Genomic DNA, 12,306 nt, shown 5'->3' with positions numbered 1-12,306 from the left:
CTCGGGTGCCTTCTCCCGGCGGGGAGAAGGCGAACCGAAGCTGCGGTGAGACGTGTCGTGGCTACAGCGAGCCTTCCGCCGCGGCCTTCATGTAGACGTCCGAGAACCGCAGCTTGATGTTGTTGGCGTCGCCGAGCACCTCACCACCCGGCAACTCGATGCCGATGACGTCGGCAGAGGCGGCGCCAGACCCGAGCAGGCCCTTGTCGAAGAGGAAGGTGCGGACCTTTTCCATCGTCACCTTGAGATCGGGTGAGGTGGTGAAGCTCACGGCTTCCGCCGCGGTCGGGAACAGTTTGGTTGCCGCGAGCTGGGACTCGAAGCCGGCCTGGTCGGTGCCCGAGGCGGCGCCCATCGCGGCGCGGGCCGCCGCCCCTTCGGGGGTTTGGGCAGTCATCACCGCCATGGTGTCGTACCAGATGCCGGCCAACGCCTTGCCGAAATCGGGGTTGTCGGCGAGCACCTGGGTGTTGGCGACCATCATGTCGATGATCTCGCCGGGGATCTGCGCGCTGTCGAACACCTTGTGGGCGCCGGGCAGAGCAGCGATCTCGGAGACCATCGGGTTCCAGGTCACCATGGCGCTGACATCGGCAGTCTGGAAGGCGCCGACCATGTCGGGGTCCGAGGTGTTGACGACGTTGACGTCGCGCTCGGTCATGCCGACGCTTTCGAGGGCGCGCGCCAGCAGGTAGTGCGACACCGAGAACTCGACGAGGTTGACCGGCAGCCCCTTGATGTCGGCGAGGGCAGTCTTGTCCTTGAGGATCACCGCATCATTGCCGGCCGAAAAGTCGCCGATGATGACGGCGGTGGTATCGACGCCACCGGCAGCGGGGATGGAGAGGCCATCCATGTTGGTAAGGGTCACCGCGTCATAGGCGCCGGCGGTGTATTGGTTCATCGATTCGACGTAGTCGTTGAACTGCGTGACCTCGATGGTGATGCCGTATTTGTCGGCCCATTTCTTGACGATGCCGTTGTCGGCCGCATAGCCCCAGGGCATCCAGCCGACATAGATCGACCAGGCGACCTTGAAGTCGCTCTTCTGCTGCGCCTCGGCGGTGGTCGCGCCAGTGGCAATGAGCGCCGTGAGCGCGAGGGCTGAAACCAGTTTGGTGATCTTCATGCGCAATCCCCTGTTTCGACTTGGGGATCGGCGATGGCGCGTAAAGACCCGCGCTGCCAATCCCTTGGCTACGAGGTCTCCCGGGCTTTTGTCCCGCCGTGTCCCGGAGGGATGTCTCCCGCTCCGGTGGATGCTCTCGGACCTGACGCGCCGGATACCGGCGCCGGAACCCTAGCTCCTAACTCTGGATACAATGGAGCAAGGGCCGTGCCAGACACGAATACGGTTATATTTCAGCATATTAGATGATGCAGCCGTCATCGCTCAGCCAGCGTTCTGTCGAATGCAACAGCAACCTGCACACAAGATAGGCACTGCACGTGTTCTGGGCAGCGCTTCTTACCTGGTGATGGCGGGAGCTCCCGCACTGGCCCCCAGGTACCGCTCTTCCCACCAGGTGAAGAGCATGTCGCGCAGCGCTGCGCCGTCATCATTGCCGTAGAGCGGCTGACGAGCGGCGTCGAACAGCAGGGCCTCTTCCTCGGTCAGCGTGACGGCAAGTTCTTCGATGCGGATCGGCACGTTGGTGAAGGCCGGAGCGTAGCTCGGATCGCGGTAGAGCTCGCGATCGGCCTTGATGACGGGCTGGCGGAAGTCCCGCGGCGTGCGCTGGCTGCGCAGAACCGGCGTCGGCGGGACACTGGCGAGGTCCGACGCAGTCGCCTCGAACACGGTGAGGCGGATCGGCTTCAGCGAGAAGTTCGAGGTGCGCATGATATCGGCGCCGCAGACATTGGGCACGGCGAGCACATCGGTCAGCGCCAGCAGGTCGACATGGTCCCCTGCCCGGCTCGACTGCCGGGTGATGGTAGCCCGACCGTCGGCGCCGACTTCGGTGTTCATGAAGAAGTTGAAGCTGTCATGCACGTCGTCCGGGGTCAGGCCGTATTCGCGCTGTGCCTCGGACTGGATGTCGTGGCAGTTGGTGTGATCGTGAAAGCCGTAGGCGCTTTCATAGAGATAGGCCGAGCAGCGCGGGAACAGCACGTCGTTCCGCTTGACGGTATCCTTGAGGATATAGAGCAACGCCCGCTCGCGCGGCGGCTGGCTCCACAGGAACGCGCCCTCGGTCGGATTGAACCCATGCACCGTACGCGTGCGCCCGCAATGCATGAACTCCTTGTAGTCGTGCAGGTTGAAGGCGTTGAAATCGACGCATTGCCCGCCCTCCACCTGCTCGATGCGCAGGATCTGCCCGGCGAGCAACTCGATCGCCTTGCCGGTGCCCGGCTGCAGCATCAGGGTCTCGAGCACGGCCCTCATTTGGCGCTCCGTTCGGCGTGTTCCCGAATGGCCAGCTTCACCAATGCCACGCGGTCGGGTGCAACGCCTTTTGCGATGGTGCGGTCGATCAGCTCGAGCTGCTGCTGGTTGAGCTTGAGGATAATGGTCCTGGCCGGCATGCGCCCCTCCCGTTACGAATACCAAAACTGTATACATGATTGACGGATCGACGATCCTGTTCTGCGCAGATCAGCCATGCAGTTCGCGCATGTTGAAGGCAAGTGGCAGCAAATCGCTGGGGTTTTTGCCGTCCAGCGGCGAAATCTGGCATACTTGCAACGTGCCATCTCGTATGCATGAATGGATGGGCAACACGAGGTTTGAATGACCAGGCCATCTCCCCGCACCGATATCGCTCACGAGGCGCTGAAGCAGGCGATCCTCGAGCGGGCGCTGCAACCGGGCACCAAACTGCCCGAGGATGAGATCGGCGCGCATTTCGGCATGAGCCGGACGCTGGTACGGGCGGTGCTGGCCAAGCTGCAGTCCGAGGGGCTGGTCGATGCCCGGCCCAAGCGCACGGCCATCGTCGCCCAGCCGACCCTGGCGGAGGCCCGCGACGTCTTCGAGGTGCGGCGCGGCCTGGAGGCCCAGGCCGTCGACCTCGTCATCAAGCGCTGGAAACCAAGTTTCGGGGCCGAGCTCGAAGGACTGGTGCGCGAGGAGGATGCGGCCCGCGAGCGGCATGAAGAACACGTGGCAGGACGCCTGGGCGGTGAGTTTCACATCCGGCTGGCGAAGCTGAGCGGCAATGTCCTGCTCGAGCGCTACATGTCGGAACTGGTGACCCGCTGTTCACTGATCCTCGCTGTTTACGGCTCGCCGCACAGCCACGATCACAGCGGCCCCAACGAGCATATCGAGATCATCGCCGCGCTGCGTGCCGGCGACGCCGCCAGGGCCATCGCCCTCATGGACGCGCACATGTCCACCGTGGAGCGTCGGGCCATGCACGATACCGACCCAGCGGGCGCGGCGCTTGGCGATGTGCTGGCCCGCTATGCCGTCGCCATCGCGGGGCGCGACAGCGCGATTCCGCTCAAGCAGAAGCGCGCCAAATGAGCGGCCCAACGAGCGGGCACGTCCATTTCGACTTTGCCGAACTGAGTGCGCGCGAGCGCTACAAGCTGCTGATCGGCACGGTGATCCCCCGCCCCATCGCGTTCATCACCACGCTGAGCCGTACCGGCCAGCGCAATGCCGGGCCATTCAGCTTCTTCAACGTCCTCACCCACGACCCGGCGATCGTCGCCATCGGCATCGAAAACTACGATGACATGCGGCTGAAGGACACGGCGCGGAATATTCGCGAGACCGAGGAGTTCACCGTCCACATCGTCGACGACGCGCTCGCCGCGCAGATGGAGATCTGCGCCATCAAGTTCGGGCCCGCTATCGACGAGTTGGCCGAGGCAGGGCTCGAGACCGTGCCGGGCGTGGCGGTGCGCAGCCCGCGCATCGTATCGGCGCCCGCGGCGCTCGAGTGCCGGCGCCATATGACGATCGAAGTCGGCAAGGCGCGCGAGATCGTCCTGGGTCAGGTGCTGGGTATCCACATCCGCGCCGACATCGTCGATCCGGCGCGCCTCCACGTTGACCAGATCAAGATGGACGCGATCGGCCGCCTCGGCGGCCATGGCTATGCTCGCACCCGCGACCAGTTCGACATCAAGACGCTCAGCGTGGGCGAATACGAACAGCGCAAGGCCGACGGCCTGGTGACTGAAACCGGCGCCGCCTGACCGCGCTCCGGAACTAACCGACTAAGCCATCGCCGCGCCACCGCGCGGCAGAGACGGCGGGCGCATGCAGCGCTCGCCGAACGATGAAACCTGGACTCATGGGGGTGCAACCTTGTCCAATTTCTCAATGAACCGCCGACACTTCCTCGGCAGCGCCGCTGCCGGATCGCTGCTGCTGGCAAGCGGCATGCAGGCCAAGGCCGCAACGCCGCTGACCATCGGCATGATCTATGTCGGTCCGGTCACCGATTTCGGCTGGAACCAGGCCCATGCCGTGGGCGCCGCTGCGCTGAAGGCGCTGCCTGATGTCACCGTGGTCGAGGAGGAGAATGTCCCCGAGACGGACGCGGTCGCCCAGTCGATGGAATCGATGATCAACCTCGACGGCGCGAAACTGCTGTTTCCGACCTCGTTCGGCTATTTCGACCCGTTCATGAAGGAAGCGGCCAAGAAGCACGCGGACGTCGAGTTCCGCCACCCGACCTCGCTGTGGAACAAGGACACCGACCCGGTCAATCTGGGTGGCTACTTCTGCTATCTCGACCAGGGCCACTATGTGAATGGCGTGGCCGCCGGTCTCTCCACCAAGTCCAACAAGATCGGCTTCATCGCCGCCAAGCCGATCGCCCTGGTGCTGCGCAACGTCAACGCCTTCACGCTGGGGGTGAAGAAGGTCAACCCCAACGCCGAGGTGCGCCTCATCATCACTGGCGAGTGGAGCCTGCCGGTGCGCGAGGCCGAGGCCACCAATGCGCTGGTCGATGCCGGCTGCGACGTCATCGCCTGCCACGTCGACAGCCCCAAGGTGATCGTCGAGACGGCTGAGGGGCGCGGGGTCAAGAGCTGCGGCCATAATGCCGACCAGGCGTCGCTGGCCCCCAAGGGCTTTATCACCGGCGCCGAGCTCAAGTGGGGCACGGTCTATACCGAATATGCCAAACTGATCGCCGCCGGCGAAAAGCTGCCCAACGTCAACGAGGGCGGCTACGATAAGGATATGGTGGCTTCGACGGCGTTTGGCGCCGGGGCAACCGAGGCCGCGATCGCCGCCGCCACCAAGGCCATCGAAGAGACCAGGTCCGGCGCCCCGATCTTCGTCGGTCCGCTCAAGAACAATACCGGCAAGCTCGTCATCGACGGCACGCTGGGTCTTTACGATGGCGCCCTGTGGGGCACCGACTATCTGATCGAGGGAGTCGTGGGTTCGATCACCTGAGAAGGGTCAAGAGTTCGGGCCTCGTCGAGAGGCGAGGTCCGCAGTCGTCTCCCTACGCTGCTGCGCAGCTTCGGGAGATCACCCTGCGCCCTGTAGTCTCCGGGTGGCCTGCCACCCGAAGCCCGCAGGGCGCAGGGTGGCGGGTAGGGAGGGATTCGAACCCCCGGAACGCTTTCACGTTCGCCGGTTTTCAAGACCGGAGCAATCAACCGCTCTGCCACCTACCCGACGATGACGCGTTTAGCGGCACATCGGGTGCAGGGCAAGTCATGTGAGAGAGATGGCTGGCCCGGGAAGCGGCAGCGACCGAAATCCGGCGACATCCCGCATTTCGCCAACCGCCCGATAGAATCCCCAAAGATTCAGCGGTCCCATTAGGATCTGCTCAGGGCCTAAGATGACCATTGAAGTCTCATCGAGCGAGCCGTTGTGATCTTCGTGCAAATGTTGCTTCGGGCGCGACTTCACGCGGACGGCGTCAAAGCCATGCTCGTTCACATCTCGGACCTCAACCAATCGTCTCATCGACGAGAGGAACGTGCGTCGCTGCTGGCGATCAATGGCGAGCTGGCTCGCGCCGTGCTCGCAGATTCGAACTGCGCGAACGGCATGAAATACGAACGACTTGGCCAGTGCCATCGTAACTGCAGCTTGCGCTTGGTAGGCTGGACCGTCTGCGGCGACAATCTGTGTTCTCCCCGAAACGAGTGCGACTAGCACTTCGAAGTCGCGACATGCGGTCTCCAGCATGAGGGCGAAGGACTCAGCCGTCGAAATCACACCGCCCTCCCCTACGGCAAGAGCAGCGTCGAGCCGGTGGTCTCGCGCGCCTCGAGCGCCATGTGGGCTTTGGCTGCCTCGGCCAGCGGGAAGGTCTGGTCGATGGCGATCTTAACCTTGCCCAGCGAGATCACGTTGAACAGCGCTTCGGCCCCGAGCCGCAGGTCATCCGCCGTCCGCAGGTAGCCCCCAGTGGTCGGGCGGGTGAGGAACAGCGAGCCCTTCTCCGCAAGGATCGTCAGCTTGGGAATGGATACCGGACCCGAGGCATTGCCGAAGCTCACCATCAGGCCGCGTGGCCGGAGGCAATCGAGCGAGGGCTCGAAGGTTGCAGCACCGACGCCGTCATAGACGACATCGACGCCTTTGCCGCCGGTGAACTGCTTCACCGCTTCGACAAAGTTCTCGGTCCGGTAGTTGACCGTCAGGTCCGCGCCGTTCTTTTCGGCAATGGCGCACTTGTCGTCGGAGCCGGCGGTGGCGATGACCGTCGCGCCGATCGCCTTGGCCCATTGCGTGAGGATCTGGCCGGTGCCGCCGGCGGCAGCGTGAATGAGGATGGTCTCGCCGGCCTTGAGCGGATGGGTCCAGTGCAGCAGGTAGAAGGCCGTCAGGCCCTTGAGGATCGCGGCGGCCGCCACCTCGTAGCTGATGCCATCGGGGATGCGCACCACCCGGTCGGCCGGCAGCAGGCGCTCCTCGGCGTAAGCGCCGACAGAGCCCTGGTAGGCGACGCGATCGCCAACCCGCCACTGGGTGACATCGGGCCCGACCGCGATCACCTCGCCGGCGCCTTCATTGCCGGCGACGAACGGCAGCGCCACCTTGTAGAGTCCGGTACGCTGGTAGGTGTCGATGAAGTTGAGCCCGATGGCGTGGCTCCGGATCTTGATCTGGCTGGCGCCGGGCGCCGGAACGTCGACCTGCTCCAGCGTCAGCTTTTCCGGGCCACCAACTTCGTGGACGACGATTGCGCGGGACATCGGTTACCTCATGTAGTTCACCAGCGACAGCTGACTGAGCAGTGCGGTGGTCTGATAGCTCGCTTCGAGGCGCGTCTTCAGCGCCAGGATCTCCATGGCGATCGTCTCGGTCGGCGCCGCCTCGATCTGCTCTAGCATGTTTCCGAGCTGGGCAGAGTGCGCGGTATGCCGCTCGGCGATCGCCCCGGTGGTGCTCTGCGCGAGGCCGAGTTCCACAGTGATGGCGGCGAGCGAGCCGGGCTGGTTGTCCTTGGTGTCGGCAAGGCGGGCGGCGTTGCGCGACATCATCGAGGAATAGCGCTTCTCGGAGGTCGGGTCGCTGTCGGGGAAATCCTGTACAGCGACGGCGGCGAGCGTCTGGATGAGGTTGATGAAACCGGCCTCGTTAGCCTGGACGCCGTAGCCAACCGTAGTGCCCTCCCCCACCCGTGCCGTCACGGTGCTGCGCGGGTCTGCGCTGTCCTCGCCGGTGTACCAGAGCATGGTGTTGGCCGAGGTGCCGGCGATCAAGCCGGTGGCGCTGTCGAAGGGCGGGCCATCGACGCGCATCACCTGTGCGCCCTGGCCATTGAAGAAGTTCTCGGCCGCGGCATAGGCGGAAGCGGAAACCAGCGTCGTTTCGGCAAGTTCCTGCACTGAACCGGAAAGGGCGGTCTCGAAGCTCGCGGCAGTTGCATCGGCGTCGGCGCCGATCTGGAACTCACCATCGCCCGGAGTGCCTGACGTGGCGACGAGAACGATCTGCTCCTCGGTGCCGTCGGGCAGCGTGAAGCTCACCTGCACCTTGTCCCCGGCGGTGGGCAGCGGCGTGCCGAACTGGACGGTCAACGCCGGCGGCGGACCGCCGCCCGGGGCGGTGACGGCGATATTGGCCGAAGTGGTGGTGATGCCGGAGAGCTTCATGCCGAAGACGGTGTTTTCTTCGCCCAAAGTCACCGTGTCGGTGGCTCGGGTGATGTCGAGCCGGCCCAAGTGGTCGGCCCCGAGATCGGCGAGCTTGCGTTCGCCGGCCACCTGCTTGAAGCCGGCGCGTGCGCCGACGCCGTTCATCACCTCCGAGGAGTTTGCCACCGGCCGGCTGTCGGTGCGGTTGCCGCCGAACATGTAACGACCGGCGGCATCGGTGTTGAGCAGCGTCAACACCTCATCGAAGCGGGAGCCGGCTAGAGTCGGGGTGGTCTGGAAGTTGATTCCGGAGGTGCCGCCACCTCCCGAGATGGCGGCCGCGCGGGCGTCGGACTCGATGGTGTCGAGTCGGCTCATCACCGTATCCAGCACCTCGAGGCGCAGGTTCACCGTCGAGATCGACTGCTGATAGCCGTCCATCCGCGCCATGCGCTGCCGCAGCGCCAGGTCGAAATAGCGGTCGGAGCCCATTTCGGCGAGGGTCGAGGCCTTTTCGCCGCTGGCCAGCTGGGTCTGCAGCTGGTCGTAGCGGGCCTTCATGGCGGTGATGTTCTTGATGCCGTTGGCGAGCGGGAACATCGTCTTGCCGACAGAGGTCATGGTGATCGCTCCTTACAACTGCATCAGGGAGTCCATCAGTTCCTGCACCACGCTCATCACCCGCGCATTGGCGGCGAAGGCGTTCTGCAGTTCCATCAGGCGCGCCATTTCTTCGTCGACGTCGACGCCGTATTCGCTGTCGAGCCGCTGTGTCAGGGCAGCCAGCGTCTGCTGCTGCGTCTCGTTGTTCGAGATCGCGGCCTCGGCCACGTTGCCCTGGTAGTTGAGGGTCTGCGAGATCAGGTCGGCGACCGTGCCACCGAGGCGTGAGCTGGCGTCGCTCAATCCGCTCCCCTGCCCGCCCGAAAAGCGCATATCGTCGAGGTTGGAGATCACCTGGTTGAGCCGGTCCTGATCGCCCAACGGCGTGGTGCCGGTGTACTGCACCAGCAGCTTGTTGTCGGCGACGATCGAGGCATTGACGCTGATGCGGCTGGCAAAGCCGAGCTTCTGGCCGACGCCGTCGAGGCTGTTGGTGAAGTCGGCATTATTGGTATCGACGAACAGCGAAAAGCCGAGCGTGCCGTTCTGCAGCCCCGACGAGGTGGTGCGGGTCGAAAGCGACAGCATATCGGTGGTGCCGGAGACGCCATCATCCATGATCCTGAGCGTGCTGCCCGTCGGCTTCGAGACAGTCAGCCCCCCACCCAGCCTATTCTGCAACTGCGAGGCGACCCCTGCCGCTCCGCCGGAGAAATCGAGCCCGATCACCCGCGCGCCATTGGCGTCGACATAGTCGACCGGGAGCTTGGTGGTGTCGTCGACGCGCAGCACGCGGACGGTCTTTTCAGCGCCGCCCTGGGTGTACTTGAAGGTGAACTCGTTGCCGTTGCGGACGTCGGCGAGGTCGACCTCGTAGCCGTTGGATGGGCCCGAGGTGACCTGCGCGCCCTGGGTAACGTTGGTCGACATGGCCTGTGCCACCGAGGCGGCGATCTCGTCGAGCTGATCCTGTGCCTGCACCAGTTGCTGGTCGCGCAGCTGGATGAGGCCGGCGAGTTCTCCCGATTGCAGCACGTTCTGCTTGACCAGGTCGATCTCCAGCCCGGCCGGAGTCATGATCGAGAGCTTACCGACGCCGCTCACCGCATCGTTCGGGCTGAAGCGCGACGCGGCCGACAGCGCGCCAGCGCTCTCGTAGCTGAATACCGACGCCTTGACGTCGAGAATGCCGACGCCCGAGCGGGTCATCAGCGAAACCGTGCCGTCGCCGCGATAGCTGACGCGCAGGTCCATCTGCTGCGACAGGTCCTCGACCAGCCGGTCGCGCTGGTCCATCAGGGTAGCCCGCGAGGTGGTGTCAATGCCCTGGTCGGCGAGCCTCAGGTTCACTTTTTCCAGCGATTGCAGCTGGTTGTTGATCGAGTCGACGCTGTTGGAGAGCTTGGCTTCGATCTCCTGGCGCAGCGACTGGATGTCGGAGCTCAACCGGTTGAGCGTCGAAGCCACCGTCTGCGCCTTCTGCACCAGATCGGCCCGGTTGGCGTAGCTGTCGGGGCTGGTGGCCACGGCGGCGAGCGAACTCTCAAAGGCATTATAGGCGCTGTCGATCGAGCCGACGGTGCCGGGTTTGCCGAACAGGGTCTGCACGCGATCGAGAAAGCTCGCCTGTACGCTGGTGAAGCCGGATTCGGCGGTCGACCGCGTGTAGTGCGCCTGCAGGGATTGGTTGAAGGCGCGGCTGAGCTGGCCTTCGCGGGCATAGGTCGAGTTGACGCCCAGCGAGTCGATGACGCTGACCGAACGCCGGTGATAGCCGGGGGTGCCGGCATTGGCGACGTTGTTGGACAGCGTATCGAGCGCGTTCTGGCCGACACGCATGCCCGAGAGCGCATTGCTGAGGGTAACCGAGAGCCCCATACCACCCTGCTCCAGTTGAGAAAGCTCCGGCGCAGGACGGACCCGCGCCGGAGGGGTTCAGGTCCGCGTCAGCGGATCATGTTCAGCGATTCCTGCAGCATCTGGTCGGCCGCCGAAACGATGCGGGTGCCGGCCGCGTAGGCCTGCTGCGTGACGATGAGCTTGGTGAACTCTTCCGAGATGTCGGTATTCGAAGCCTCGACGGCCGAGCCGATCACCCCGTCGGTGTCGAGCAGCGGCTCACCGGATTCCGAGGTCGCCGCGAACACGCCGCCATCCATGCGTTTCAGCGCATTGACGGCGTTGAAGTTCGCAGTGACCACCTGGGCCACTTCAAGCTGCTGGCCGTTGGTGTAGGAGACCACGACGCGGCCATTGTCATTGACCGCGACGGAGACGAACTCGCCCGCGGCATAACCATTCTGGTTGAGCGTCGTCACTTCGGCGTTGCCGTTCGGATCGGCGAACTGGGTCAGGCCAGAGGCGCCGTGCTGGAGGCGGATATCGCCGATGGTGACGCCGTTGACCATGAGGCCGGGCAACTCGGTGGCCTCGACCGGCGGGTTGGGCGAGCCGTCCGGCCCGAAGGTGTAGTCGCCACCCATTCTGGTCCAGGCCGTACCGGTGCCGGTGGCCTGCGAGTTGGTGAGGATGAACAGGTTCCAGCGTTCGGCGCCGCCATTTGCCGTCGAGTTCACCTTGGCCCAGCGCATCTGCACGTTTGCCGGTGCGCCGTTGCCGGCATAGACCGTCACGGCACCGCCCGAGATCGACTGCGAGATGAACTCGTCTGCGTCGTCGGCGCTGATGTTGTCAACCCGCTGCTGCAGGGCGAGCGCCGACGAAACGGTCGGGTCGTAAGTGCCGTCGGCCAGGCCGAGGCCGAGCGACGAGCTGCCGGTGGTATTGTCGGCTATGGTGATGGTGTCAGTTGCGTTGGTGGCGGAGACAGTGATCGCCCCACTGGAGTTCCGCCCGATATCGGTTCCCGGCACCAGCGCCTCAATCGCGGCCAGCATGGCATCGACATCGGCAAATGCGGTGTAGTCGAAGTCAGCGGCGGTGTTGCCGCCGCCACCATTGCTGAAGTTGACGACTACGGGAACACCGCCATTGACCGCGATACTCAAGGTATTGCCGTCCGACACGATGGTAGACGGCAGCGCCGTTCCCGTGCTGGTCGCGCCCGACGTCGTTGCAGCCGTGTCCGGCGTGATGCTCAGGAAGTCCTGCGCCCGCAGCAGCTCGCTGCCGGGAGTCTTCGAGGCCTGGTAGGCCGCGGTCTTGGGCAGTTGCGGCAGGTTCAGCTCGTAGTTGACCGAGGTGGTCTGCTGCGCCGGGAGGAACGCGCTCGAGACCTGCAGCACCTGCGGGACCGAACTCGAGATGTTCTGAGTCGCCGGATCGATCGGCAGGCCCTTGAGGTAGTAGCCCGAGCCGTTGACCAGGTAGCCGTTCTTGTCGAGTTCGAAGTCGCCGCGGCGGGTGTAGTAGTTGGCGCCGGCGAACAGCGTGTCGCCGTCCGACATGCCGATCGGCGGCTCGACGACGAAGAAACCGTTGCCGTTGATGGCCATGTTGGTTTCGGTCGAGGTGCCCTTGATGTCGCCCTGGATGTTGTTGGTCGAGCGCGAGTAGCCGAGCACCGAACCGGCCGTCTGCCGTTTCTGGGCGGCATCGGGGATCATGTCGACGAAGTCGGTGTCGATGCGCTTGAAGCCGGTGGTCTGGCTGTTGGCGATGTTGCCCGAGATGTTCTCGAGCGCGAAGGATTGGGCGCGTAGCCCGGTGACTGCGGTCGAAAGA

At 64.5% G+C, this 12,306-nt stretch carries 11 protein-coding genes, 1 tRNA gene and 1 riboswitch; of the genes, 3 read left to right on the top strand and 9 right to left on the bottom strand.

The genetic code is table 11. The features are described from left to right. Positions 1-61: 61 nt before the first annotated feature. From VGV07_RS18400 to VGV07_RS18390, 3 genes are all read right to left on the bottom strand, one after another. On the bottom strand, positions 62-1,129 hold the full coding sequence (locus tag VGV07_RS18400; protein ID WP_326870184.1) for a putative urea ABC transporter substrate-binding protein: 1,068 nt from the start codon (positions 1,127-1,129) through the stop codon (positions 62-64). Between the two features lie 75 nt (positions 1,130-1,204). Next, a riboswitch (guanidine-I (ykkC/yxkD leader) is annotated at positions 1,205-1,315 on the bottom strand. Between the two features lie 153 nt (positions 1,316-1,468). Continuing rightward, entirely contained in the window at positions 1,469-2,392 is a 924-nt protein-coding gene (locus tag VGV07_RS18395) for an urea carboxylase-associated family protein (protein WP_326870183.1), read from the bottom strand. Next, positions 2,389-2,532, bottom strand: coding sequence for a hypothetical protein (locus VGV07_RS18390; RefSeq protein WP_326870182.1), 144 nt, complete (start codon positions 2,530-2,532; stop codon positions 2,389-2,391). The genes VGV07_RS18395 and VGV07_RS18390 overlap by 4 nt, the downstream gene beginning before the upstream one ends. Positions 2,533-2,737: 205 nt before the next feature. Between VGV07_RS18390 and VGV07_RS18385 the strand changes: the two genes are divergently transcribed. The 3 genes from VGV07_RS18385 (at position 2,738) to VGV07_RS18375 (ending at position 5,371) form a co-directional block, all read left to right on the top strand. Beyond that, complete coding sequence (locus tag VGV07_RS18385) at positions 2,738-3,475, top strand: GntR family transcriptional regulator (protein WP_326870181.1); 738 nt, start codon at positions 2,738-2,740, stop codon at positions 3,473-3,475. Next, positions 3,472-4,155 (top strand): flavin reductase family protein, encoded by a 684-nt coding sequence (locus VGV07_RS18380; protein WP_326870180.1) that lies wholly within the window; start codon positions 3,472-3,474, stop codon positions 4,153-4,155. The genes VGV07_RS18385 and VGV07_RS18380 overlap by 4 nt, the downstream gene beginning before the upstream one ends. A 64-nt stretch (positions 4,156-4,219) precedes the next feature. After that, complete coding sequence (locus VGV07_RS18375) at positions 4,220-5,371, top strand: BMP family ABC transporter substrate-binding protein (protein ID WP_414649976.1); 1,152 nt, start codon at positions 4,220-4,222, stop codon at positions 5,369-5,371. Between the two features lie 137 nt (positions 5,372-5,508). Here VGV07_RS18375 and VGV07_RS18370 read toward each other — a convergent pair. The 6 genes from VGV07_RS18370 to VGV07_RS18345 all read right to left on the bottom strand — a co-directional run. Beyond that, positions 5,509-5,598: transfer RNA gene (locus VGV07_RS18370), tRNA-Ser, on the bottom strand. Between the two features lie 40 nt (positions 5,599-5,638). Then, complete coding sequence (locus tag VGV07_RS18365) at positions 5,639-6,010, bottom strand: hypothetical protein (protein WP_326870178.1); 372 nt, start codon at positions 6,008-6,010, stop codon at positions 5,639-5,641. 152 nt (positions 6,011-6,162) lie between these two features. Beyond that, positions 6,163-7,134, bottom strand: a complete 972-nt coding sequence (locus VGV07_RS18360) for a quinone oxidoreductase (RefSeq protein WP_326870177.1) — start codon at positions 7,132-7,134, stop codon at positions 6,163-6,165. Positions 7,135-7,137: 3 nt separating this feature from the next. Continuing rightward, entirely contained in the window at positions 7,138-8,640 is a 1,503-nt protein-coding gene (locus VGV07_RS18355) for a hypothetical protein (RefSeq protein WP_326870176.1), read from the bottom strand. A gap of 12 nt (positions 8,641-8,652) precedes the next feature. Continuing rightward, positions 8,653-10,500, bottom strand: a complete 1,848-nt coding sequence (flgK, locus tag VGV07_RS18350) for a flagellar hook-associated protein FlgK (protein WP_326870175.1) — start codon at positions 10,498-10,500, stop codon at positions 8,653-8,655. A 68-nt stretch (positions 10,501-10,568) separates the two neighbouring features. After that, on the bottom strand, positions 10,569-12,306 hold a 1,738-nt coding region (locus tag VGV07_RS18345), incomplete at its 5' end, for a flagellar hook-basal body complex protein (RefSeq protein WP_326870174.1).

This window comes from Devosia sp. (genome assembly GCF_035944845.1).
GTDB lineage: Bacteria > Pseudomonadota > Alphaproteobacteria > Rhizobiales > Devosiaceae > Devosia_A.
The sequence above is the reverse complement of the archived record's forward strand: the minus strand, read 5'-3'. Positions and strand labels throughout refer to the sequence as shown.

Excerpts from the sequence above, each read along its gene's own strand:
- VGV07_RS18390 (WP_326870182.1), bottom strand. The coding sequence starts at position 2,532 with ATGCCGGCCAGGACCATTATCCTCAAGCTCAACCAGCAGCAGCTCGAG.
- VGV07_RS18385 (WP_326870181.1), top strand. The coding sequence starts at position 2,738 with ATGACCAGGCCATCTCCCCGCACCGATATCGCTCACGAGGCGCTGAAG.
- flgK (WP_326870175.1), bottom strand. The coding sequence starts at position 10,500 with ATGGGGCTCTCGGTTACCCTCAGCAATGCGCTCTCGGGCATGCGTGTC.
- VGV07_RS18365 (WP_326870178.1), bottom strand. The coding sequence starts at position 6,010 with ATGGCACTGGCCAAGTCGTTCGTATTTCATGCCGTTCGCGCAGTTCGA.
- VGV07_RS18380 (WP_326870180.1), top strand. The coding sequence starts at position 3,472 with ATGAGCGGCCCAACGAGCGGGCACGTCCATTTCGACTTTGCCGAACTG.
- VGV07_RS18355 (WP_326870176.1), bottom strand. The coding sequence starts at position 8,640 with ATGACCTCTGTCGGCAAGACGATGTTCCCGCTCGCCAACGGCATCAAG.
- VGV07_RS18400 (WP_326870184.1), bottom strand. The coding sequence starts at position 1,129 with ATGAAGATCACCAAACTGGTTTCAGCCCTCGCGCTCACGGCGCTCATT.
- VGV07_RS18360 (WP_326870177.1), bottom strand. The coding sequence starts at position 7,134 with ATGTCCCGCGCAATCGTCGTCCACGAAGTTGGTGGCCCGGAAAAGCTG.
- VGV07_RS18395 (WP_326870183.1), bottom strand. The coding sequence starts at position 2,392 with ATGAGGGCCGTGCTCGAGACCCTGATGCTGCAGCCGGGCACCGGCAAG.
- VGV07_RS18375 (WP_414649976.1), top strand. The coding sequence starts at position 4,220 with ATGCAGCGCTCGCCGAACGATGAAACCTGGACTCATGGGGGTGCAACC.